At 69.9% G+C, this 23,747-nt stretch carries 20 protein-coding genes; 4 read left to right on the top strand and 16 right to left on the bottom strand.

Annotated features, from left to right (window positions below; genetic code table 11):
- Positions 1 to 62: 62 nt before the first annotated feature.
- The 6 genes from groL to RF650_RS07465 all read right to left on the bottom strand — a co-directional run bounded on the left by groL (position 63) and on the right by RF650_RS07465 (position 6,162).
- Entirely contained in the window at positions 63 to 1,646 is a 1,584-nt protein-coding gene (gene groL / locus RF650_RS07490) for a chaperonin GroEL (protein ID WP_064847323.1), read from the bottom strand.
- A 107-nt stretch (positions 1,647 to 1,753) separates the two neighbouring features.
- Entirely contained in the window at positions 1,754 to 2,050 is a 297-nt protein-coding gene (groES, locus tag RF650_RS07485; RefSeq protein ID WP_035959438.1) for a co-chaperone GroES, read from the bottom strand.
- A 292-nt stretch (positions 2,051 to 2,342) separates the two neighbouring features.
- A complete protein-coding gene (locus RF650_RS07480) occupies positions 2,343 to 3,098 on the bottom strand; it encodes an ABC transporter ATP-binding protein (protein ID WP_144998357.1) in 756 nt (251 codons plus the stop codon).
- Positions 3,095 to 4,132, bottom strand: coding sequence for an iron chelate uptake ABC transporter family permease subunit (locus tag RF650_RS07475; protein WP_131332494.1), 1,038 nt, complete (start codon positions 4,130 to 4,132; stop codon positions 3,095 to 3,097). The genes RF650_RS07480 and RF650_RS07475 overlap by 4 nt, the downstream gene beginning before the upstream one ends.
- Positions 4,125 to 5,102 (bottom strand): iron chelate uptake ABC transporter family permease subunit, encoded by a 978-nt coding sequence (locus RF650_RS07470; protein WP_312918207.1) that lies wholly within the window; start codon positions 5,100 to 5,102, stop codon positions 4,125 to 4,127. Before RF650_RS07470 ends, RF650_RS07475 begins: the two co-directional genes overlap by 8 nt.
- Before the next feature lie 79 nt (positions 5,103 to 5,181).
- On the bottom strand, positions 5,182 to 6,162 hold the full coding sequence (locus RF650_RS07465; RefSeq protein ID WP_368814536.1) for a siderophore ABC transporter substrate-binding protein: 981 nt from the start codon (positions 6,160 to 6,162) through the stop codon (positions 5,182 to 5,184).
- A 161-nt stretch (positions 6,163 to 6,323) separates the two neighbouring features.
- On the opposite strand from RF650_RS07465, the gene RF650_RS07460 reads away from it, so the two are divergent.
- Positions 6,324 to 7,694, top strand: a complete 1,371-nt coding sequence (locus RF650_RS07460; protein WP_368814535.1) for an SAM-dependent methyltransferase — start codon at positions 6,324 to 6,326, stop codon at positions 7,692 to 7,694.
- Between the two features lie 103 nt (positions 7,695 to 7,797).
- On the top strand, positions 7,798 to 8,943 hold the full coding sequence (locus tag RF650_RS07455) for a glutamate--cysteine ligase (RefSeq protein ID WP_131332491.1): 1,146 nt from the start codon (positions 7,798 to 7,800) through the stop codon (positions 8,941 to 8,943).
- 21 nt (positions 8,944 to 8,964) lie between these two features.
- Here RF650_RS07455 and tsaD read toward each other — a convergent pair whose 3' ends face one another.
- The 4 genes from tsaD to alr all read right to left on the bottom strand — a co-directional run bounded on the left by tsaD (position 8,965) and on the right by alr (position 13,333).
- Positions 8,965 to 10,044 carry a tRNA (adenosine(37)-N6)-threonylcarbamoyltransferase complex transferase subunit TsaD gene (tsaD, locus tag RF650_RS07450; RefSeq protein WP_368814534.1) on the bottom strand — a complete coding sequence of 360 codons (1,080 nt, stop codon included), beginning with the start codon at positions 10,042 to 10,044 and terminating at the stop codon, positions 8,965 to 8,967.
- Positions 10,031 to 10,576: a ribosomal protein S18-alanine N-acetyltransferase gene (gene rimI / locus RF650_RS07445; RefSeq protein WP_098054356.1), complete on the bottom strand. Its 546-nt coding sequence runs from the start codon at positions 10,574 to 10,576 to the stop codon at positions 10,031 to 10,033. Before rimI ends, tsaD begins: the two co-directional genes overlap by 14 nt.
- An 11-nt stretch (positions 10,577 to 10,587) precedes the next feature.
- Complete coding sequence (gene tsaB, locus RF650_RS07440; RefSeq protein ID WP_368814533.1) at positions 10,588 to 11,274, bottom strand: tRNA (adenosine(37)-N6)-threonylcarbamoyltransferase complex dimerization subunit type 1 TsaB; 687 nt, start codon at positions 11,272 to 11,274, stop codon at positions 10,588 to 10,590.
- A 106-nt stretch (positions 11,275 to 11,380) separates the two neighbouring features.
- On the bottom strand, positions 11,381 to 13,333 hold the full coding sequence (alr, locus tag RF650_RS07435; RefSeq protein ID WP_368814532.1) for an alanine racemase: 1,953 nt from the start codon (positions 13,331 to 13,333) through the stop codon (positions 11,381 to 11,383).
- A 114-nt stretch (positions 13,334 to 13,447) separates the two neighbouring features.
- On the opposite strand from alr, the gene RF650_RS07430 reads away from it, so the two are divergent.
- Together RF650_RS07430 and RF650_RS07425 are read left to right on the top strand one after the other, a co-directional pair.
- Positions 13,448 to 14,683, top strand: a complete 1,236-nt coding sequence (locus RF650_RS07430; RefSeq protein ID WP_368814531.1) for a glycosyltransferase — start codon at positions 13,448 to 13,450, stop codon at positions 14,681 to 14,683.
- 10 nt (positions 14,684 to 14,693) lie between these two features.
- Positions 14,694 to 15,491, top strand: coding sequence for a phosphatase (locus RF650_RS07425; protein ID WP_206399397.1), 798 nt, complete (start codon positions 14,694 to 14,696; stop codon positions 15,489 to 15,491).
- On the opposite strand, the gene RF650_RS07420 is transcribed toward RF650_RS07425, so the two are convergent.
- The 6 genes from RF650_RS07420 to treY form a co-directional block, all read right to left on the bottom strand.
- Complete coding sequence (locus RF650_RS07420) at positions 15,451 to 15,798, bottom strand: flavodoxin domain-containing protein (RefSeq protein WP_368814565.1); 348 nt, start codon at positions 15,796 to 15,798, stop codon at positions 15,451 to 15,453. The genes RF650_RS07425 and RF650_RS07420 overlap by 41 nt on opposite strands.
- A gap of 361 nt (positions 15,799 to 16,159) precedes the next feature.
- A complete protein-coding gene (locus RF650_RS07415) occupies positions 16,160 to 17,245 on the bottom strand; it encodes an inositol-3-phosphate synthase (RefSeq protein ID WP_368814530.1) in 1,086 nt (361 codons plus the stop codon).
- Between the two features lie 178 nt (positions 17,246 to 17,423).
- Positions 17,424 to 18,248, bottom strand: coding sequence for a LysE family transporter (locus RF650_RS07410; RefSeq protein ID WP_311254076.1), 825 nt, complete (start codon positions 18,246 to 18,248; stop codon positions 17,424 to 17,426).
- Positions 18,245 to 19,336: an L-glyceraldehyde 3-phosphate reductase gene (mgrA, locus tag RF650_RS07405; RefSeq protein WP_368814529.1), complete on the bottom strand. Its 1,092-nt coding sequence runs from the start codon at positions 19,334 to 19,336 to the stop codon at positions 18,245 to 18,247. The genes RF650_RS07410 and mgrA overlap by 4 nt, the downstream gene beginning before the upstream one ends.
- A gap of 170 nt (positions 19,337 to 19,506) precedes the next feature.
- The gene (treZ, locus tag RF650_RS07400; protein WP_368814528.1) at positions 19,507 to 21,330 is read right to left on the bottom strand and encodes a malto-oligosyltrehalose trehalohydrolase; all 1,824 of its coding nucleotides are present in this window, start codon (positions 21,328 to 21,330) and stop codon (positions 19,507 to 19,509) included.
- 3 nt (positions 21,331 to 21,333) lie between these two features.
- Positions 21,334 to 23,697: a malto-oligosyltrehalose synthase gene (gene treY / locus RF650_RS07395; protein ID WP_368814527.1), complete on the bottom strand. Its 2,364-nt coding sequence runs from the start codon at positions 23,695 to 23,697 to the stop codon at positions 21,334 to 21,336.
- Positions 23,698 to 23,747 lie beyond the last annotated feature (50 nt).

Below are 23,747 nucleotides of genomic sequence, written 5' to 3'. Positions count from 1 at the left end.
CCACCCCCCCGAAAGGGGCGGGCCGCCGGCCATTCAGCGATTGCCGGAAGGATCGGGAGGACTCAGTCCTCGTCGTCCTGCTTCTCCGCCACGAGGGTCTCCGTGGTGAGCACGAGCGCGGCGATGGACGCCGCGTTCTGCAGAGCGGAACGGGTGACCTTGACGGGGTCGATGATGCCCGCGGCGAGCAGGTCCTCGTACTCGTCCGTCAGGGCGTTGTAGCCGTTGCCGGGCTCGAGGTCCGCCACACGCGCCGCGACGACGTTGCCGTCCTGGCCCGCGTTCTCCGCGATCCAGCGCAGGGGCTGGGTCAGTGCGCGCCGCACGATGGTCACGGCCGTAGCCGCGTCCCCGGTCAGACCGAGGTCCGTGCCGTCGAGCGCCTTGGAAGCGTGGACCAGCGCGGAACCGCCGCCTGCCACGATGCCCTCCTCGAGGGCCGCGCGGGTCGAGGACACGGCGTCCTCGATGCGGTGCTTGCGTTCCTTCTGCTCGACCTCGGTCGCGGCACCGACCTTGATCACCGAGATGCCACCGGCCAGGCGCGCGAGGCGCTCCTGGAGCTTCTCACGGTCCCACTCGGAGTCCGTGCGGGCGATCTCCGCCTTGATCTCCGCCACGCGCTCGGCCACGGCCTCCGAGGAGCCCGCACCGTCCACGAGCGTGGTCTGGTTCTTGGTCACGGTGATCCGGCGGGCGTTGCCCAGCTGGGACACGTCCACGCCCTCGAGCGAGATGCCGAGCTCGGGGGTGATCACGGTCGCATCCGTGAGCACGGCCAGGTCCTGCATGATCGCCTTGCGGCGGTCACCGAAACCGGGGGCCTTCAGGGCCACGACGTCGAGCGTGCCGCGCAGCTTGTTGACCACCAGGGTGGACAGGGCCTCGCCCTCGACGTCCTCGGCGATGATGGTCAGCGGCTTCTTGGCCTGCAGCACCTTCTCGAGCACGGGCATGAGGTCCTGGACCGAGGAGATCTTGCCCTGGAACAGCAGCACGAAGGTGTCGTCCAGGACGGCTTCCTGGCGCTCCGGGTCCGTGACGAAGGACGGGGACAGGTAGCCCTTGTCGAACTGCATGCCCTCGGTGACGTCCAGCTCCACCTCGGTGGAGGAACCGTCCTCGATGGTGATCACACCGTCCGTGCCCACGGTCTCGAAGGCGCGGGCGATCAGTTCGCCGATCTCCATGGACTGCGCGGAGATCGCGGCCACGTGGGCCACGTCCTTGCCCTCCACGGGGCGGGCGTTGTCGAGCAAACGCTGGGCCACGGTGGCCACGGCCGCTTCCACGCCGCGCTTGATGTCGCCCGGGGCCGCTCCGGCGGCCACGTTGCGCAGACCCTCCTTGACGATGGCCTGCGCGAGGACGGTCGCCGTGGTGGTGCCGTCACCGGCGACGTCATTGGTCTTGGTGGCCACTTCCTTGGCCAGCTGGGCGCCGAGGTTCTCGTACGGATCCTCGAGCTCCACCTCACGGGCGATGGTCACGCCGTCGTTGGTGATGGTGGGTGCGCCCCACTTCTTGTCCAGTACCACGTTGCGCCCGCGGGGGCCCAGCGTGACCTTGACGGTGTCGGCCAGTCGGTTGACACCGGATTCGAGCGCTTTGCGAGCGGCGTCGTTGAACACCAACTGCTTGGGCATGTGTGCTCCTTACGAAACGAGAAGGGTGTGGAAATGACGGCGCGGTGCCCCCGTGGCCCGTTCTCGGGCGAACGTCCGGGCACCGCGCACGAAAGTCGTTGCGGGGATTACTTCTCGATCACGGCCAGCACGTCCCGCGCGGGGAGCACCAGGTACTCCTCGCCGTTGTACTTGACCTCGGTCCCGCCGTACTTGGAGAAGATGACCACGTCACCCTCCTTGACGTCCACGGGGATGCGGTTGCCCTTGTCGTCCACGCGGCCCGGGCCCACGGCCAGGACGGTGCCTTCCTGCGGCTTCTCCTTGGCGGTGTCCGGGATGACCAGACCGGAAGCGGTGGTCTGTTCAGCGGCCAGCGGCTGAACCACGATGCGATCCTCGAGAGGCTTGATGGAGACCGACACGATCTCTCCCTTTCTTCTAGGCGTGTGAGACGGTGTGCGAACGCGCCGTGTCATGGGGTCCCATGACCGCGTCCGCCACAGGCCAGTTGGCGTGCCAACCGTCGTCGCGGTGCCGATTGAGCGCCTGGCCTTTAGCACCCTCACCATGAGAGTGCTAATCATCACTGTAGGGAGACGGGCCGCGCGCGGTCAAGGCGCGCCCGCCGCGCTCGTCTCTGGGCACAATCCGCGGGTACGACGCCGCCGTCCCCGCGGCCGCGTCAGTCGCGGCCGGCGAGCCGTCCGTGCCGCGTCAGTAGTAGACCGCGAGCCGCCCGTGGGGACCGTCGTGGCACGTGACCGGGGTGTCGAACACGCGCGTGAGGGTCTCGTCCGTCATGATCTGCTCGGGCGGGCCGAACTCCACCACGCGACCGTCCTTCACGGCACAGATCCAGTCCGAGTAGTGGCTCGCGAAGTTGATGTCGTGCAGAACGATCAGCACGGTGCGTCCGAGCTCGTCCGCGACGCGGCGCAAGTGATGCATCATGTGCACCGAGTGGCGCATGTCCAGGTTGTTCAGGGGCTCGTCCAGCAGGAGGTACTCGGTGTCCTGGCACAGCACCATGGCCACGTAGGCGCGCTGGCGCTGACCGCCCGAGAGCTGGTCCAGGTAGCGGTTCTGCAGGGGTCCCAGGTCGAAGAAGTCGATCGACTCGGAGATGATCCGCTCGTCGTCCCGGGTGATCCGCCCACGCGTGTAGGGGAAGCGACCCAGCGCCACGAGCTGGCGCACGGTGAGCCGCGCGGTGAAGTGGTTCTCCTGGCGCAGCGTGGAGACCACCTTGGCGAGTTCACGCGGCGGCGTCCTGCTCACGTCGTGACCGCCGATCTCCACGGTGCCGGCCTCGGGACCCAGCAGGTGACCCATCATGGTCAACAGCGTGGACTTCCCCGCGCCGTTGGGCCCCACGAGCGCGGTCACGCCACCGGCGGGGATCTGCAGATCCACCGGCCCGATCGCCAAGTCCGTGCCGTACTCCTTGACCAGTCCGGTCAACTGGATCACAGTCTGCCCCTCCTCAGGATCACGAAGAGGAAGACACTGCCACCCACCAGCTCGATGATGATGGACACAGCGCCCTCCGCATAGAAGACGTTCTTCAGGACGAAATAGGCCCCGGACAGCACCGCGAAACCGATCAGCGCGGCCATGGGGAACACGTAGCGGTGGTCGTGGGTGTCCGCGAACTGGTACGCCAGGATCGCCACGAGGAACCCCAGGAACGTCATGGGCCCGATCAGGGACGTGGAGACCGCCATCAGAATGGACACCCAGAACAGGGTGAGCAGCAGCTCCCGGCGGTGGTCCATGCCCAGGTTCGTGGCCACGTCCCGCCCCATAGCCATGACATTGAGCGTGCGGGAGTGCACGTACAGGGCCACCGTGGCCACCACGCACAGCGGCACGGCCAGCGGGAAGTACCCGGGATCCGCGTTGGCCACCGAGCCGAACAAGCGGGCGCTGAGCACGTCGAACTCGCTCGGTGAGAGCAAGCGCTGCATGAAGGTGGACACCGCGCCGAGCCCGCCGCCCAGGACGATGCCGATCAGCAGCATCACCTGCACGTTGGCGTACTTGCCCGAGAGCAGCCAACTGTAGAGCCCCAGCGCGAACACGATCATGAGGCTCACCTGCAGGGCGTACTGCGGCAGCCCCTGCACCGCACTGACCCCCACCGCACCCAGGAAGTAGACCGCCGAGGTCTGGATGAGCACGTACAGGGACTCGAAACCCATGATCGACGGCGTGATGATCCGGTTGTTCGCGGCGGTCTGGAACGCGACCGTGGCCATGGCTTGGCTCACCGCCACGATCAGGATCACCACCACGCTCGTGGCCCGGGACTCGGCGATCCGCCAGAACCCCGGGGTGCCGAACGGCAGGGGGTTGTCCCACGTGAGGATGCCCGCGCAGAACACGAGTCCCGCCACGAGCAGGGACAGCGCGGTGATCCAGTAGCGGCGGCGGTGGGCCGGGGAGACGAAGGCCCCCGATCCAGTGCGCGCCCGGTCGTGGCGCAGCGCGGTCACCTCAGACATGGCGCCGGCTTCGCAGCAACAGGGCGATGAACACCGCAGCGCCCACGATGCCCAGGATCAGGGACACGGGGACCTCGAACGGCGCGATGATCGTGCGCCCGATCAGGTCACACACCGTGACCAGGCCGATCCCGAGCAGGCACACCCACGGCAGGTTGGAGCGCAGGTCGTCGCCCCGGAACAGGGACACCACGTTGGGCACGATCAACCCCAGGAACGGCAGATTGCCCACGACCACCGTGACCACGCCGGTGGCCGCGGCCACGAGTCCGGTGCCGATCAGGATGATCCGGTTGTAGTTCAATCCCACGTTGGTCGCGATGTCCTCGCCGAGTCCCGCCACGGTGAGCCGGTCCGCGGTGATGACCACGAGCACCGCCACGAGTGCCACGACCCAGAGGGTCTCGTACTGGCCGCGCAGCACGGACGTGAAACTGCCGGCGAACCACACGCCCAGGTTCTGCAACCGGTCCGTGACGAGCGCCAGGTAGGTGGAGATCGACCCCACCACGGCCCCGAGCATGATCCCCACGATCGGCACGATCAGGGAGGAACGCAGCGTAACCCGGCGCAGGAACGCGAAGAACACCATGGTCCCCACGAACGCGGCCACGATCGCGCCGATCATCCGCGCGCTCAACCCGGCGTCCGGGGCCAGGATCATCATGAGCAACAACCCCAGCCCGGCCCACTCGGTGGTGCCCGTGGTCGTGGGTTCCACGAACCGGTTCTGGGTGAGCAACTGCATGACCAGCCCGGACATGGCCATCGCGGCACCGGCCAGGACCAGGGCCACCGTGCGGGGAATCCGGGTCAGACCCAGGAACTGTTCACCCTGGGCGTCCGAAAGGTCCGCCATCCCCGTGACCAGGGACAGCCAGAGCAGTCCCAGGACCACCAGCAGGGCGAGCCAGAACTTCCAGTCCCGGGCCACCCCCGTGCGGGTCGGACGTTGTGCAGTGGAGACCATCACGTGTGCTTCCTGGATCATGCCGAAGCCCCGCGGGAGGCTCCCGCGGGGCGTCGGTGGTCGTGCGGGGTGGGAGGGATCAGTTGCTCCGGCCTCCCAGTTTCTCCGCGATGTCGTCGAGGATCTCGGTGTAGGTCTGGATCCCCTCGTTCGTGTAGGTGTCCGCGGGCAGGTAGACCACGTTGCCGTTCTTCACCGCGGGGACGTCCTTGAGGGCCTCGGACTTCTCGATCACCTCGGACGCCGGGCTGGCACCCTCGGAGGTCTTCACGCCCGCGTCACGGTCCAGCACGATGAGCAGTTCCGGGCGGGACTGGGCGATGGCCTCCACGGAGATGTCGTCCCCCTGGTGGTTGTCGGAGCCCTCGACCTTCAGCGCAGGCTGCAGCCCCACCATGTCGAACAGCGGGCCGATCGTGCGTCCCTTGCTCGGTGCCACGTACCCGATGTCACCACCGGAGACGATCACGCCCATCGTGGACTGGCCGTCGTAGGCGTCCTTGGCGCGCTGGGCGGCCTGGTCGAGCCCGTCGGTGAGTCGGCGGGCTTCCTCCTGCTTGCCGAAGACCTCACCCAGGGCCGTGGTCTGGCGCTTGAGTTCCTCGTCCAGCGGCTGATCGTCGCGCGGATCCAGTTCCAGCATGGCGGCGTCCGGGACGAGCTTTTTGATGTCGTCGTAGTACTGCGCGAAGCGCTGCCCGTTGATCACGAGGTCCGGGTCCACCCCGGCGATCGCCTCGAGATTCGGTTCACGGTGCGAACCCAGGTCCACCACGGCGTCGTCGTTCGCATAGGAGATGCCGTTCGGGATCAGCTGCTTGGGGGCGGCCTTGAGCTGTACGCCCCAGTCCGCGAGCGTCTCGAACACCCGGTTGTCGGTGGCCACCACGGACTGCGGCGGTGCGGGAACGGTCTGCTCGCCCTTGTTGTCCGTGACGGTCACGGTGGCCGAGGACGCCTGGGTGTCGGAGGCGTTCTGGGCGTTGGCACCGCACCCCACGAGGGCCAGCGCCGCCACGGCACTCAGCGCCACACCGGGGAGCAATCGGTTCATGGACATGGATCTTCTCGCAATCTCGCGGGGTCGTCTGTTACGGGCGGCCAGCCACTAGGTGAGCCTAACCTAATTAGGGATGCGGATCGTAATGTAAATGGCTCTGTGACGGGCGTCGCGGCCCGCGCGTTCGCCGCGGCTTCCCCGCGCCGTGATGTGATGGACGCGTGAACGCCTCCACCGCCCCCGACGACGCCGAGACCCGCAGCCTCGCCCAGCTGCTGACCCCGCGGGGGATGCGGCTGCTGGATTCGCTGGGCCCCTACGACCCGGACGCCACGCTCGCGCTCTCCCAGTCCCTGCGAGCACAGGGCCATGACCCGGAGCTCGTGGCCGCGGTCCTCACCCAGTCCCGGTTGCGCGCCAAGGCCCACGCCAAGTTCGGGGACTTCGCCCGTCACATGGTCTTCACGCGCGACGGTGTGGAGCAGGCCACCCGGTGGCCGGTGGCCGCCCTGCACGCCCAGCGGTTCGCGCAAGCGGGGATCGGGCACGTGGTGGACCTGGGATGTGGGATCGGCGCGGACTCGCTGGCCCTGGCCGCGCTCGAGCGCACGGTCACCGCGGTCGAGCGGGACCCGGTCACCGCGGCCGTGGCGACCGTCAACCTCACGGGCTGGCCGCGCGCTCGCGTCGTATGCGCGGACGCGCAGTCCTTGAACCTGGACGCCCTCGAGTCCGGTCCCGCGCAGGGCGTGTGGCTGGACCCCGCGCGCCGGGTCTCGGGTCACGGCCGCACGCGGCGGTTGTTCGACCCCGAGGACTTCTCCCCTCCCCTGTCCTTCGTCACGGACCTCGCGGACCGGGGGCTCGCCGTGGGCGCCAAGCTCGGTCCCGGCATCCCCCACGAGCACGTCCCGCGCGCCGCGGAGGCCCAATGGATCTCACAGCACGGTGACGTCGTGGAGGCCGCGCTGTGGTTCAACGCCGTGCGCCGCCCGGACGTCGCGCGCGCCGCCCTGATCCTCGGACACGACGGCGCACCCCGCCTTCCCGGCGCCGCCGACGACACGCTCGTGCCGGGTGGCGACGCGCCGGGTGCCGGGGACGGCCGGAGCGGTGACGCATCCCGGGACGGTGCCGCGGCGTCGGCGGCGGCCGAACTGACCTCCGCGACGTGGGAGTCGCCCGCGGCGGAAGGGGATCTGCTGGGCGCGGTGGGGCAGTACTTCTACGAGCCCGACGGCGCGGTGATCCGCGCGGGGCTCGTGACCGATCTCGCGCAGCGCATCGGAGCGCGGCTGATCCATCCCGCGATCGCGTACCTGAGCTCGGACACGCTCGTGCACACCCCGCTGGCCACCGCGTACGAGGTGCGCGAGGTGCTGCCCCACACCGTGAAGACCCTCAAGAAGTGGGTGCGGGAGCAGGACGTGGGAACGCTGGAGATCAAGAAACGCGGCACGGACGTGACCCCCGAGCAACTGCGTAAGCAACTTGCACCCCGGGGCACACAGCGAGCGACCCTGGTCATGACGCGACTCGAGCAGGCGGGGAAGGAACGGCGCGTGGTGCTCGCCGTAAACCTCGTACACTGATACCCCTGTATTCGGACCGCGCGCGACACCCCGGTGGTCGGCAACGACGTCCCGGTTCAGGTCACGACCGCCGATCCCGGTGCACCCATGAGAGGACCACGCCGTGCAGATTGATTTCCACAGCTCCGAACGTTCCACCCTGGGTGTGGAGTGGGAGGTCGCCCTGGTCGAGCGCGAGAGCGGCGAGCTCGCCCCGCGCGGCCAGGAGGTCCTTGATGCCCTCGTGGCGCAGCACCCGCAGTTCGGTGAGGAGGGGGACCACCCCCATGTCACGGGCGAGTTCCTGCAGAACACCGTGGAGATGGTGACCGGTGTGTGCGACACCGTGGGCGAGGCCGTGGACCAGCTCGCGGACACCCAGGACCGGATCCGGGAAATCACGGATCCTCGGTCCCTCGAGATCTTCGGCGCGGGGACCCACCCGTTCTCCCAGTGGGCGGACCAGCCCGTGGTGGACAAGGAACGCTACTTCAAGGTCCTGGACCGCGCGCAGTACTGGGGCCGGCAGATGGTGATCTTCGGGGCCCACGTGCACGTGGGCATCGACCACCGGGACAAGGCCCTGCCCGTCCTGGAGGGCCTGCTCAACTACTACCCCCACCTGCTCGCGCTGTCCGCGAACTCGCCGTACTGGTGCGGCCAGGACACGGGGTACGCGTCCCACCGGGCACTGATCTTCCAGCAGCTGTCCACGGCGGGGCTGCCCTTCCACTTCGACACGTGGGGCGAGTACGAGTCCTACGTCAACGACCTCATCGAGACCGGCGTGATCGAGGAGATCTCCGAGAACCGCTGGGACATCCGCCCCGTCCCCCGCTTCGGGACCGTGGAGATGCGCGTGTGCGACGGTCCCTCGACCCTGCGGGAGGTGGGCGCGATCGCCGCACTGACGCAGTGCCTGGTGGAGTCCTTCTCCCGTTCCCTCAACGACGGCGGGACGATCCCCGTGATGCCCCCGTGGCACCACCAGGAGAACAAGTGGCGCGCCGCGCGCTACGGTCTCGAGGCCGTGGTGATCCGGGACACCCGCAATCGCGAGCGCCTGGTCACGGAGGACCTCGCGGATCTGCTCACCGACCTGGAACCCCTCGCGGACGAGCTCGGCTGCACCCGCGAGCTCGCCCACGTGGAGACCATGATGAGCGGGGCCGTGGGCTATCAGCGCCAACGGCGCGTGGCCCGGGAGAACGGCGGGGACCTGCGCGCCGTGGTCATGGACATCGTGGAGCGCAACCGCTCGGAACGCTGATCCGGATACGGCCCGGCAGGGCTACGCGGCGGGCACCGACACCGTGGACACCGGCAGACCGGGGTCCGCGGTGAACGAGATCCCGGTGGGCTGACGGCGCTGTGACACCAACCGGGAGCCCAGGGCGGCCACCATCGCGCCGTTGTCGGTGCACAGGGACAGCGGCGGGATCACCACGGGAATCCCGTGCTCACCGCACCGCGCGGTCACGACCTCCCGCAACCGGGAATTGGCGGCCACGCCCCCGCCCATGAGAAGCGTGGTGATCCCGTGTTCGGTGCACGCCAGCACGGTCTTGCGCGCGATCACGTCCACGACCGACTCCTGGAAGCTTGCGGCCACGTCCGCCACGGGGACGGGTTGACCGGCGGCGTCGAACGCCTCGACCACGCGGGCCACGGCCGTCTTCAAGCCGGAGAAGGACATGTCGAAACGGTGCGGACCGGGATTCTCGGCCGACCCCATGTACTTGCCCGCCGTCAGCCCCCGGGGGAACGCGAAAGCCGTCGGGTCGCCGTCCTTCGCGGCCTTGTCGATCGCCGGTCCACCGGGGTAGGAGAGTCCGAGCAGGCGGGCGACCTTGTCGTAGGCCTCGCCGGCGGCGTCGTCGATCGTGGCGCCCAGTAGCCGCACGTCACTCGTGATGTCGGGGACGGCCAGGATCTCGGTGTGGCCCCCGGAGACGAGCAGCGCGCCCAGGCCGTCGGGCAGCTCACCGCGGTCGTCGAGCAGACCCACCCCCACGTGGGCCACGAGGTGGTTGATCGCGTACAAGGGTTTGCCCGTGGCCACCGCGAGTGCCTTGGCCGCCGCGACCCCTACCATGAGCGCCCCGGCGAGCCCGGGCCCGGAGGTCACGGCGATCGCGTCGAGCTGGTCCAGGGTCACACCGGCGTCGTCGAGCGCAGCACGCACCGCGGGGACGAACGCCTCGAGGTGCGCGCGCGAGGCGATCTCGGGGATCACCCCGCCGAAGCGCACGTGTTCGGCCATGGACGAGGACACCGTGTTGGTGAGCAGCTCAGTGCCCCGCACGATCCCGATACCCGTCTCGTCGCACGAGGACTCGATGCCCATGACGAGCGGTTCAGCGGTGTTCATGAATGGTCCTTCCGTCCGCGCTGCGGGTGGGCTCCTTCGCGGGGACCAGTTCGCAGCGCATGATCAGCGCGTCGTGGCCGGGCCCGTAGTAGTGCGCCCGGGTGTGGATGTGGTGATAGCCGAAGTGGCGGTACAGCTCTTGTGCCCGCGGATTGTCCGCCCGCACCTCGAGCATCATCTCGGTGGCGCCGCTGCGGATCGCGGCCTCGTGCAGCACGCGCAGCAGGGCACTGCCCAGGCCCTTGCCCTCGTGGTCCTTCGCGACCGCGATGGTCTGCACATCCGCGACCGGCGGGATGCTCATCATCCCCGCGTAGCCCACGATCTCCCGGTCCCGGGTGAGCACCCAGTACTGCCGCGTGGGGTGGGTCAGTTCCTCGTGGAACATGTGCCGGGGCCAGGCGTCCTCGGGGAACAGGACGGTCTCCAGCGCGTACACGTCCTCGAGGTCCCCAGGTTGCATGGGGCGCAGCGCGTAGCCCGCCGGTAACGACGACGCCGCTCCCACCGCAGCCGCGTGCCCTCCCGTCATGGGGTGGCCCGTCATCGGGTGGCCCGCTTGGGGGTTGCGGGCACCTTGGCGTCGGAATCGCGCAGGTACAGGGGGGACGTGTCGGTGCTCAGTTCCTGACCACGGCTCGTGATCGCCCACGCCGCCCGGGCGAGATCTGCGGCGGAGGGGTGCAGGTCCGAGAATCCCGGGACCGCGTGCGACAACCGATCGGGGTAGAGCCCCGCACCGGAGCCGTAGCACGGCAGCGCGGGAACGTCCTCCGGGGGGCCAACCCGGGGATCGCCCAGCGGGGTGATCACGGGTCCGAGCTCGTCCTCGCGCACCCGGTAGCTCCTGCGGTAGAGCTCCTTGCGGCGCGCATCGGTGACCACCACGAACTCCGCATGACCCGCGGCGAGCGCCTCCGGGGCCACGTGGAACGCCGCCGCGTCCAGGGAACACACCCCATGCACAGGCAGGGCCCATGCAAAGCCCAAGGTGCGACCGGTCACAAGTCCCGCGCGCAGACCCGTGAACGGTCCGGGACCGGTGCCCACGAGAACGGCGTCCAGGTCGGTGCCGGTGAGGCCCGCCTCCGCCATGAGGTCGTGCACGGCGGGAGCCAGGGCCTCGGCGTGGGATCGGGTGTCGACGGTGTCGAACCTGCTCAAGACCTCACCGTCCCGGGACAGTGCCACGGACGCGATCGACGAGGAATCCAGACTCAGCACAAGCACCCGAACAGTCTAAGCCCGGCCCCGCAACCGCTCCGGGCCCCGGCGACCGCCCGCCGCCATCTCTCCGGGCTCCGGACGCCCCTCGCCCCGGCGCTGCGTGGCGAGGTCACAACTGGAGGGGGTCCGCCCAACGGGGTCCGTAGCCGCGCACGATCACCGCGCGCGGTTCATCGCTGAGTTGCTCCGCGGATTTCCACTCGTCGTTGAGGGCGCGGATCACGTCCGCCGCGGAGGGGGAATGGCCCTCTCCGTCGGAACCTGATCCGCCGGAGAGCACCGCCCCACGGAGATCCGCGGGGTCCTCACCGTCCGTGGTCCCCACGGTGGACTCCGCACCCGTCGCGTCCGACACCGGATCCGCCGAGCCGGGCCCGTCCTGCGTACCCCGCGCCCGGACGATGTCGATCACCAACCGGGAATCGCTGAGGTGTTCCACCTTGCCGGTCCCCCACTCCACGACGGTCACGCACGTGTCCACGGTGTCCTCGAGGTCGATGTCGTCCACGTCCGCCGCGGAGTCCAAGCGATAGGCGTCCACGTGCACGAGATCGGGTCCGCCCGGGCGGGGCCCGTCCGGATCGTTGGGGTGCACGCGGCTCAACACGAACGTGGGGGATATGATCCCGTCGCGCACGCCGAGGCCCCGGCCGAGCCCCTGGGTGAACGTGGTCTTCCCGGCGCCGAGGTCACCGTTGAGCATGACCAGGTCCCCGGCCCGCAGGTGCTCGGCCACCCGCTCGCCGAGCACCCGGGTGTCATGAGCGGTGTCGGGATGCCGAGTCACGGTCCAGGCGGCACTGTCCGTCGCGCTCCCGGCTGTTCCGACGCCGTCGGCATCGGGAGCGTTCACGTACTCCCGGGGTACGCGCGGCGAGATCCTCGTGACGATCTCGTAGTTGATCGTCCCCGCGGCATCCGCCCACCGCGTGGCGGACGGGTCCTCCCCCGCCCCGAACAGCACGGCCTCGTCCCCCACGCGCACGGGCGGTTCCGCCGCGGACGAGTCCACTCCGGGCGGTTCCGATCCGGACGACGACGCCGCGGGCTCCCCGCCCCGCGACAGGTCCACGACGCACTGGTCCATCGCGATCCGCCCCACCACGGGGTACACCCGGTCCCCGATCCGCACGGGGGCGCCCGTGGCTACCCGGGGAACGCCGTCGGCGTAGCCCAGCGGGATCAGCGCAAGGTGCGTGGGCCCGGTGGTGCGGTACGCGAAACCGTACGAGACCCCGTGGCCCGCGGGAACGGCTTTGACGTTGGCCACACGGGCCCGCAGGGTCATGGCCGGGCGCAGGCCGAAGTCCTCGGGGGTGCGATCCGCGAACGGGCTCAGCCCGTACAGGCCCAGCCCCACCCGCACGGCGTCGCGGAGCATGAGATCGGGGTCCGCCATGTCCTGTGCCCCGAATAATCCGGGGGTGTTGGCCGCGTGGATCAGGGTGGGGTCCAGGCCCGCGTCGCGCGCGATCCGCACCGCATCGCTGAGTGCGTGCAATTGCGCAACGGTCTCGGCCTCGCGCTGCGGTTCGTCCGCGACGGCGAGGTGCGTGAAGATCCCTTCCACGCTCAGCAGACCGGCGTTCTGAGCGGCCACCACGCGCTCGACGAACCCGGGCCACTCCTCCACCGTGGCACCGTTGCGGCCGAGCCCGGAATCGAGTTTCAGGTGCACCGTGGCCGGGGTGCCCGTGTCGCGGGCGGCGGCCAGAACGGCGTCGAGCTCCCACCCGTTGAGACCCAGGCGGACGTCGCGTCGCAGCGCCTGTTCGAAGTCCGTGGCAGGGGTGTGCAGCCACGCGAGCACGGGGGCGGTGATGCCCGCGTCGCGCAGGGCCACCGCCTCGGACGCGTGCGCCGTGCCGAGCATATGGGCGCCGGCGGCGAGCACCGCGCGCGCCACCGGAACCGCCCCGTGGCCGTACGCATCTGCCTTGACCACGGCGATCAGCGTGCGCCCCCGGGCGAGTTCCGCGAGGCGCCGCACGTTGTGCTGCACGGCGGAGAGGTCCACCACCGCGCTGCGTTCGCTGGGTTGCCGGGGCTGTCGGTCTGTCATCGCACTCACCATTCCATTGTGCCCTGCGCCGCCGGCGCGCCCGGCCCCGCCCGAGCCACGCGCACTCGTTCCCGGGCGGGCGGTCCCGGTACGCCGCCCCAGTAGGCTGGTCGCGTGTCCTCTCCCGATCGGCCCCGTGTCCTGCTGCTGAGCATGCACACGTCCCCCGTGGACCAGCCCGGGACCGGGGACGCCGGTGGCATGAACGTGTACGTGTGGCACCTAGCCCACGCGCTCGCCCACGCGGGCTGGGCCGCGGACATGGCCACCCTCGATCGCGATCCGTCCCATTCCCCCGGCATTCGCACGACGGACCTCGCCCCGGGCGTGCGGCTGCTCACCGTGGCGCTCGCGGACGCCGCAGAGGTCCCCAAGGAGGGCCTGCCCCGGTTCGCTCGTGCCTTCGGCGAGGCCCTCGCACAGCATTACGCCGACGACGCCGCGCCCGTCGTGCACGCCCACTACTGGCTCTCCGGCGTGGCCGGGCTCCACGTGGCCAGCTTCCTCCGGGCTCCCCTCGTCCTGACCCTGCACACCTCCGCCGCCGCCAAGAACCTGCGCGCCGGATCGGACGAGTCCCCCGAACCGGCCGAGCGGGAGGCCGCCGAACGAGAACTGATCGCCCACGCCTGCCGCACCGTGGTGAACACCCCCGCGGAACAGCGGCAGGTCGTGGAGCTGTACGGCGCGGATCCGGCGAGCGTGGTCGTGATCCCGCCCGGGGTGGACCCCGAGGTCTTCCACCCGCCGGTCCCGGACGAACGGGACGAGTTACGGAACGGGCCCTTCACCGTCCTGTCCGCGGGACGCATGCAACCCCTCAAGGGACAGCAGATCCTGGTCCGCGCGCTCGGAGAGTTGCACCGCAGTCACCCCGACGTTCCCGTTCGCTTGATCCTGGCCGGTGTGGGCTCCCCCGATTTCCTGGCCCACCTGCGCGGGCTGGCGGACGCAGGGGGCGTGGCGAGCGCCGTCGACTTCCGCGGCTCCCTGCCCCGCGAGGACCTCGCCCGACTCATGGGCCGGGTGGACGCGGTGGCCGTGGCGTCATCGTCGGAGACGTTCGGGCTCGTGGCGGTCGAGGCCCAGGCGTGCGGGACGCCCGTCCTGGCCACGGACGTGGACGGACTGTGCTACGCCGTGCGCGACGGTGAGACCGGCCGGCTCGTCCCGGACCGCGAGCCCGCGAGCTGGGCGGACGCACTGTACCGCGCGGCCCGGGACCCGGGCGCGTGGCGAGCATTGTCACACGCTGCTCGGTTGCGAGCGCGCGAGCTGACGTGGGACGACGTCGCCGCGCAGCACGCTGCGGCCTACCTCGCCTGTGCGGCGCGCGAGCACGACGCCTAAACTTTCCCGTGTGACCACCGCGTACCTGAGCCGTGATTCCCTTGCCCGTTACCTGGACCGCTCCCGGATCACCGGGGCCGTCGCGACCCCCCGTGAAGCCAACCTCCGCAACATCCAGGGTTTCTTGGACGGGGACCAGCACCAGCACATGGGGGTCGAGCGCATCAGGGACTGGGATTTCGACTCCGTCTTCGAGCTCATGCGCGACCGCGTGGGGATCAACGACGACCCCGAGTACGCCGAGGGCCAGGACTCCATTTCCGCTCAGCTGTGCGTGGCCGGACTGGACCGCTACGCCGAGCTGTTCAGCCGCGCGGTGCAGGGCCGCAAGCGGTTGTTGTTCGCGACTGGTCATCCCTCCGGCCTCGCGCCCGTGTACGCCCGGCTCGCGCGGGTGGCACGCAAGTCCGGGGCGCGCGTGCTGCGCTTCGACGAGGCCCTGCCGTTCGAGGACGGGGACGTGCGCCAGATCGAGGACGTCGTGATGGTCGAGCAGTACGGCGGCCTGCGCCACACCCACTCCCCCGAGCCCATGCAGCTGGTCCTCGATCACCTGCGGGACCAGGGCCGCGAGGCGCCGGACCTCGTGATCGCCGATCACGGGATGGCCGGGTACGCGGGCTCGCGGGCGGGGCTGTCCACCATCGCGATGGGTGACTGCAACGACCCCGGAATCTTCGTCGCTGAGGCCCAGGGGCAGGTGGAGGTCGTGGTCCCGCTGGACGACAACGTCCCCCCGCACCTCTACGACCCCGTGGTGGACTACATCATTTCCCGTGCGGGGCTCGCGGGGCAGGAACGCGGCTGAGTTCGGCGATCCCGTCCGGCCACTCGCACGCCTGCCGCGCGGGCGGTCGGCCCTCGGCGGCGTCGTGCCGACCCGCGTCCCCGAACCGGGACGCGCCCGCTGCCGCGAGGGTCTCGTCCAGCACGACGACGCCGCGCGAGAACGCCTCCCCGTACGTGCCGTTCCCGAGGCCGAACGCCGCGTAGCGCACGCTGCTCAGATCCGCGGCTCCTTCGGCCACCGCCGTCGCGAAGGCCCGCGCGGACGTGGGCAGCTCGCCACCCCCGTACGTGGAACACACCACGACGTGCGGGTGGGAGGTGTCCAGCGCGGCGGGATCCGTTCCTGGGCGTGGGGCCGGAGCTGAGTCGGGAGGGACTACCCGTGGTGTGCCGCCCAGTGTCCCCGGGGAACGAACGGGAGTCGGTCGTGCTGGCCTGGCCGCGGGGTGTGACCGTGCCCCGGCGGGTCCGGGCGGTCGCGGACCTGGCGCGCGCGTCCGCCGAGGGCTCGGCGATCTTTCGCTGAACCGCGCGAGAGCCGGGCCGCACCCCCGCCCGCAGGGACCCGGGCCGCCGCACCCGCGGGCCCGGGCCAGCGGCAGGACGCGCGCCCCCGGACGCGACCGAGGGCCGCCCGGTACGTGCCGGACGGCCCGCGCGGCGGCGTCGTGCGGTGCTACGAGACGATCAGCGCTCGACCTCGCCGCGGATGAACTTCTCCACGTTCTCGCGGGCGGTGTCGTCGTCGAACTGCTCGGGCGGGGACTTCATGAAGTAGGAGGACGCCGAGGTCAGCGGTCCCCCGATGCCGCGGTCCAGGCCGATCTTCGCAGCGCGGATCGCGTCGATGATCACACCGGCGGAGTTGGGCGAGTCCCACACCTCGAGCTTGTACTCGAGCGAGATCGGGGCGTTGCCGAAGCCGTGGCCCTCGAGGCGGACGAAGGCGAACTTGCGGTCGTCAAGCCACCCCACGTAGTCCGAGGGGCCGATGTGCACGTCCTTGGCCCGCATCTCGTGCGGCACGTTGGACGTCACCGCCTGTGTCTTGGAGATCTTCTTGGACTCGAGCCGCGAGCGCTCGAGCATGTTCTTGAAGTCCATATTCCCGCCCACGTTGAGCTGGTACGTGCGGTCCAGGACGTAGCCGCGGTCCTCGAGCAGCTTGGCCAGCACGCGGTGGGTGATGGTCGCGCCCACTTGGGACTTGATGTCGTCGCCCACGATCGGCACGCCGGCGTCCGTGAACTTCTGCGCCCACTCGTCGGTCCCGGCAATGAACACGGGCAGGGCATTGACGAACGCCACACCGGCGTCGATCGCGGCCTGCGCGTAGTAGCGGTCGGCCTCCTCGGAACCCACCGGGAGGTAGGAGACGAGCACGTCCACCTCGCGCTCGCGCAGCACCTGCGCGACGTCCACGGGCTCGGCGTCCGATTCCGTGATGGTCTCGAGGTAGTACTGGCCCAGCCCGTCCAGGGTGGGTCCGCGCTGCACGTTCACGTCCAGGTTGGGGACCTTTGCGATCTCCATGGTGTTGTTCTCGGAGGCCAGGATCGCCTGGGAGAGGTCCAAGCCCACCTTGGCGGCGTCCACGTCGAACGCGGCCACGAACTGCACGTCCCCCACGTGGTAGTCACCGAAGCGCACGTGCATGAGCCCGGGCACGGTCTCGGAGGGGTCTGCGTCCCGGTAGAAGTGGACGCCCTGGATGAGCGATGTGGCGCAGTTGCCCACACCGGCAATGGCCACTCGGATGGGATTTTCGGACACGGTTCTCCTCAGCTCGGGTGATGACGGCCACGCGCACCTCGCGCGTTCGTGCGTGGGCACCGCATCCCGCCGTGCCACGCCGCACGCAACCGACTCCACAGTCTAGCCACGCGCTCGGACGTGCCTCGCCCGGGCACCGCCGTGACGACGACGCCGCTGCCGCCCTCACGCTGCACGGTCACCCGGCCAGGACGACCTCCACGAGCAACAACACCGCGACCAGCAGGAACACGACCCCGGCCGCGATCTCGACCTCGGCCGAACGCGCTTGGAACCGCTGCGCCAGCGCGGGGACGGAACCGAACCACGCGACGGCCAGGAACCATGCCAGGCCCACGGCCATGAGAAGCGCCAGGGCGATCAATCCCTCCCACCACAGGATGTCCGCGGGGACAACGGTCGCGAACAGGGCGATGAAGAAGACGATCGCCTTGGCGTTGGCCAGGTTGGTGATCGTCCCCTGGAGCAGGGCCTTGCCCGATGTGAGGTGGCGGGTCCCGAGCAGACCTCCGGCCTTGGAGAACGCGGGACCCCCGATTGTGCCCGCGGGTGCGGCGGGGCTCGCGGCGACGTCGGGGTCCACTGGTCCGCTGAATCCGGCCGAACCGCCGGGGCCGTCCTGCCCGTCGGTGCAGACCCGTGCGGCGAGGCCCGCTCGTGCATCGGGATCCGAGGTCTCCGCGTGACCCGTTCCACCGCGATTCAGCACGCGCGTGGCCAGCCCGGCGCGCAGGGATCCGTAGCCCATGCGCGCCAGGAACAGGGCACCAGCGATCTGGATCACGAGTTTGAGCACGTGATTGCTGTTGATCACCAGCGTCACGCCCGTGAGCGAGAGCGTGATCCACATGAGGTTGCCGACCATCACCCCCGCCGCCGTGAGCATGGCCTTGCCACGGGTGGTGAGGAACGCATTGCGCAGAATCACCAGGACGTCCGGACCCGGGGAGATGATCCCCGCGATCCACAGCCCCAGCAGCGCGGCGTACTGCGCCGCGGTCATACGTGCTTGGACTCGGTGGCCGCCCCCCAGATGTTGATGTCCGCGTCCGAGACCAGCTCGTCGATCCGCTGCAGTTCATCGTCGGAGAAGTCCAGGTTCTGCACGGCGCGGGCGGAATCGGCGATCTGCTCGGGCGAGGACGCGCCCACGAGCGCCGTCGTGACCTGTCCCCCCGCCTGCGGACGCAACACCCACGCGATCGCCATCTGGGCCAACGTCTGCCCGCGGTCCCGGGCCATCGCGTTCAGTTCCCGAATCTGATCCAGGGTGTTCTCGCTCAACCAGTCCGGGTTGAGTGACTTCCCAGCGGCCGCGCGGGAGTGCTCGGGTACACCGTTCAGGTACTTGTCGGTGAGCATGCCCTGGGCCAGCGGGGAGAAGCTGATAGAGCCCATGCCCGCTTCCGTGAGCGCGCCCAGCAGGTTCTTCCCGTCCGCGTGCTCGTCCGGCTGCTCGACCCAGCGGTTGAGCATGGAGTACGAGGGCTGGTGGATGAGGAGCGGAGTGCCCAGCTCCCGCATGATCCCCTGCGCGGCGAGCGTGAGGTCCGCGCTGTAGGACGAGATCCCCACGTAGCTCGCGCGGCCCGAGCGCACGATATGGTGCAGGGCACCCATGGTCTCCTCGAGGGGAGTGTCCGGGTCCGGGCGGTGGTGGTAGAAGATGTCCACGCGGTCCAGGCCCATGCGTTCGAGCGACTGGTCGATGGAATCGAGCAGGTACTTGCGTGAACCGCCCACACCGCCGTACGGGCCGGGCCACATCTGCCACCCGGCCTTCGTGGAGATCACAAGTTCCTGGCGGTACCGGGCGAAGTCCTCCCGTAGGATGCGCCCGAAGTTCAGCTCCGCGGAGCCCGCGGGCGGGCCGTAGTTGTTGGCCAGGTCGAAGTGCGTGATCCCCAGGTCGAACGCCCGGCGCAGCGTGGCCCGCATGGTCGCGAGCGGGGTGTCATCGCCGAAGTTATGCCACAACCCCAGGGACAGCGCGGGCAGCTTCAGCCCGGAGTTGCCCACCCGTCGGTACGGCATGGTCTCGTAGCGATCCTCGGCCGCGGTCCAAACGGTGTTCTCACCAAAAGTCAGCATGGGGTCCAGTGTGCCACCCTGCGGGTGGGGCTGACTCGAAGCAGGTAACGGTCACGTCCCGGGCCCGGTGCAGCAGCCCGCACGACGACGCCGCGGCGGGGCCCGCGCGGGCCCCGCATGGAATCCGGCCGCACACACCGACGCCGCGCAGAACGACGCCACACGCATAGCTACACGCGCAGCACCACCGCCGTCTCCGGCGCGAGCCGCACCGCGCCCGGCGTCGTCGTAATGTCAGGGTCCGTGCCACTCGCGAAGAGCACCCGCGGGGCGTCACCGCCCATGAGCGGCAGCTCGCGTTCGGAGTCCGAGAGGTTCACGGCCACGACCACGCCGTGTTCGGACTCCGGCTCGCTCATCCGCTTGAGTACGAACCACTGCTCGGAATCGCTCGCCTGGGTGGCCACGGTGGCCCAGTTCTGATCGGTGAGCTCCGGGGTGTCGTGGCGCAGCGCGATCAGCTCTCGGTAGGCGTCCAGGATGCGCTGGTGCTCACCCTCGCGCACCTCGCCCCAGTCGAGCTTGGAACGTTCGAACGTCTGCGGGTCCTGGGGATCCGGGACGGTCGCGTGATCCCAGGCCATCGCGGCGAATTCCGCCTTGCGGCCCGCGGCCACGGCCTCCCCCAGATCGGGTTCGGGGTGGGCCGTGAAGAACTGCCACGGCGTGCTGGCCCCGAACTCCTCGCCCATGAACAGCATGGGCGTGTAGGGCTGGGTGAGCAGCCACGTGGCGGCCGCGATCGCCCGGTCCACACTCATGCCGTGGTTCATCCGGTCCCCGGCCGCGCGGTTGCCCACCTGGTCGTGGTTCTGCAGGAACGTCACGAACTGCCACGGCCGCTGCTCGGCAGGATCGATCTCGCGGCCGTGCGAGCGGCCACGGAATGTGGAGTACGTCCCGTTGTGGAAGTACGCCGTGTGCATGGTCTTCTCCAGGGCGTGCAGGGATGCGAAGTCCCCGTAGTACCCGTGGGTCTCCCCGGTGAACGCCACGTGCGCGGCGTGGTGGACGTCGTCGAGCCACTGCGCGTCCATGCCCAGACCGTGCCCCTCCGTACCCGCGATCATGCGGGGATCGTTGAGGTCGGATTCCGCGATGGCCACGAGCTCCTTACCCGTGCGCTCGGACTCCGCCGCGATGCGCTGGGCGATCTGCTCCAGGATGTGCGTGGCACGGGAATCGGCGAGCGCATGCACGGCGTCCAGGCGGAACCCGTCCACGTGGTACTCGCGCAGCCACATGGTGATGTTGTCCAGGATGTACTCACGCACCCCGTCCGAACCCCACCCGTCCAGGTTGATCAGGTCCCCCCAGCTGGAGGCCCCGGGCTTGAAGTACTCCGCGAAGAGCGGCAGGTAGTTCCCGCTGGGTCCCAGGTGGTTGTAGACCACGTCCTGGATCACGGCGATGCCCTTGGTGTGGCACGCGTCCACGAACCGCTGATAGGCCTCAGGCCCACCGTAGGACTCATCCACGGTGTACCAGGCGACGCCGTCGTAGCCCCAGTTGTGGTCCCCGTTGAACCCGTTGACGGGCAACAGTTCCACGGCGTCCACGCCGAGGTCCACGAGGTGGTCCAACTTGCCGATCGCCGCATCGAGCGTGCCCTCCGGGGTGAACGTCCCGGGGTGCAGTTCATAGAGCACCGAGTCCCGCAGCGGACGCGGCCGCCACGCGGCGTCGTGCCATTCGAAGGCGTCCGGGTCGAACGTGCAGGACAAATCGTGCACACCTTGCGGCTGGCGGCGTGAGCGCGGGTCTGGAAGCACCTCGGACACCGAAGTGCGTTCTTTGTCCGTGCCCTCGTCGAAGACCTTGGTCAGCAGGTAGCCGTAGCGCACGGTGCCCCGGGGGACGTCGGCGTCGTCGGGCAGCGTCCACCAGCCGGGGCGATCGCCCAGGCCCTGCATGGGGTGGTCCACACCGTCGATGCGGACGGTGACCTTGCGGGCGTGGGGTGCCCACACGTCGAAACGATGGTCCTGGGTCATGTCTCAGCCGTCCTTCCGGCGCAGGATCGCCACGGGGTAGGTGAAGAGGAGGTCGGCCAGGCGCAGGGCGCCGTCCTGGTCCGTGGTGTACTCGCGGTGCGTGAGGACGTCCTGCCACGTCCCCGGCGCGAGGACCACGGTCTCGTCCGTGAAGCCGCCCTCGGGGGCGAGGGTCGCGGGGAAGCGGGTGACCACGGTGGCCACGCCGCCGCGGTCGAAGCCCAGGGCGTGCTCGGCGAGCGCGCCCCGGAACTCCAGCGGTATGTACTCCGTGAACAGCTCGGGGTGCTCGCCGCGCAGCCGCAGGGCGCGCGAGGTCAACAGCATGCGCGCCGCCCCCGTGCCGTCCACGGGCGGGGTGGCGTCCGCGGAACCCGGCCGAGCGGCGTCGAGCCGTGCCAACATCTGCTCGCGCGCCGCGAAGTCCACGGGCCGACGGTTGTCGGGGTCCACGAGCGACGGTTCCCACAACTCCTGCCCCTGGTAGACGTCCGGGACGCCCGGCAGGGTCAGCTGCAGCGCGGTGGCCGCCAGGGCGTTGCTGAACCCCGGTGCGCTCACGCGCTCCACGCACCCCTCCACGATGCCGCGGGCGCGCGGGTTGCTGAAGAGGAAGTCGATGAACCGGGTCAGCTCCGCCTCGAAGTGCTCGTCCCCGTCCACCCACGCGGTGGACACGGACGCCTCGCGCACGGCCTTCATCGCGTAGTCCACGGCACGATCGCGCTCGAGCGGCCACGCACCCACCACGGCCTGCAGGACGAGGTTCACGGCGGGTCCGTCCGCCAGCTCGATCTGCGCGTCCTTGGCGCGGTTGACGAGCGTGGCCACGGTCTCGGACCAGGCCCTGGGCTGCTCCGAGAGCACCGTGATCCGCGCACGCACCGATGCCGAGCGCTTGGTGTCGTGGGTGGTCAGTGCGTTCATGGTCGCGGGCGATTCACGCTGCCGCCGCGCCGCCTCCGCGTGGAACTGCTCGGGCGTGAGCGAGAAGACCGAGGGGTCACCGCCCACCTCGGTGAGGGAGGAGAGCTTGGGGTATCGGTAGAACGCGGTGTCTTCCACGCCCTTGGCCATGACCATGCCCGAGGTCTGCTGGAAACGCTGCGCCACTCCGCTCAGGGTGCCGTTCACGTCCCCGCCGAGTTCACGTGCGAGGTCGTCGAGCACGTCCGCGAGCTCGGGGCGCCACCGCCGCGCGGCGGCGACCGCGTCGCGCAGGTACTGCGCGCCCTCGGGCAGGTACGTGCGGTACACCGGGAAGTTGGCGAGGATCTCGGCGAGACCGTCGTACGACGCCGCGGCCCCGTGCGGGAAGTCGGCCGGCAGTTCGCGCACCAGGCGGTGCACCTCTGCGGCCAGGCCAGCGTCCGCCATCCGGCGCTTGGTCTCGTGGATCAGCGGGTCCCAGCGCACGGGCTGACCACCGCGCAGCTTGGTGTCCAATGAGGCGAGCTCGTAGTGCCCGCGTGCGTCCGTGAGCACCCGGTCGATCCAGCCCATCGAGTCGTAGCCCGTGGTCCCGGCCGTGCGCCACTGTTCGGGCAGGTACTCCCCCGGTTCCAAGATCTTCTCGACGACGGTCCACGCGCCGTCCGTGAGCACGGCCAGCTTCCCGAGGTAGTCCTGCGGGTCCCGCACCCCGTCCGGGTGATCGATGCGCAGCCCGTCCACGAGTCCCTCGCGGAACCAGCGCGCGACCTCCGCGTGGGACTCCTCGAAGACACGGGCGTCCTCGACCCGCACCCCGGCGAGCGTGGCCACGGTGAAGAACCGGCGGTAGTTCAGCTCGGAGTCACCGCGGCGCCAGTTGATCAGTTCGTAGTGCTGCCGCCCGTGCACCTCGGCGGGATCGTCGCCCTCGCGGTACGTGCCCTCGGCCAGGGGGTAGACGTTGTCGTAGTAGCGCAGCGTCCCGTCCTGGACGGTGAGCGCGGAGAGGTCCTCGTCACCGTCGCCGAGCACCGGGATCAAGATCTTGCCGCCGCCGGCCTGCCAGTCCACGTCGAACGCGTCCGCGTAGGGGCTGTCCTGCCCCTTCTCGAGCAGCGACCACCACCACGGGTTCTCCTGCGGGGCGGCCACGCCCTGGTGGTTGGGCACGATGTCCACGACGACGCCCAGTCCGGCCTCGTGCGCGGCATCGGACAGTGCCTTCAGACCCTCCGATCCCCCGCGTTCGGGATCCACCTCGGTGGGATCCACGACGTCGTACCCGTGGTCCGAGCCGCTCGTGGCCCGCAGGATGGGCGAGAGGTACACCCACCCCGCCCCCAGACGCTTGATGTAGGGGACCAGTTCCGCCGCGCGATGCAGGTCCTGCTGGGTCGTGATTTGCAACCGGTACGTTGAAGTGGGTGTCAGCACCCTTACAGTCTGGCCGAATGCGCGCGCTCGGGCCAGTCACTCCGCGCTCA

It is taken from the genome of Kocuria sp. CPCC 205297 (genome assembly GCF_040981035.1).
Taxonomy (GTDB): Bacteria; Actinomycetota; Actinomycetes; order Actinomycetales; family Micrococcaceae; genus Kocuria; species Kocuria marina.
This window is presented reverse-complemented; position numbering and strand designations above follow the sequence as displayed.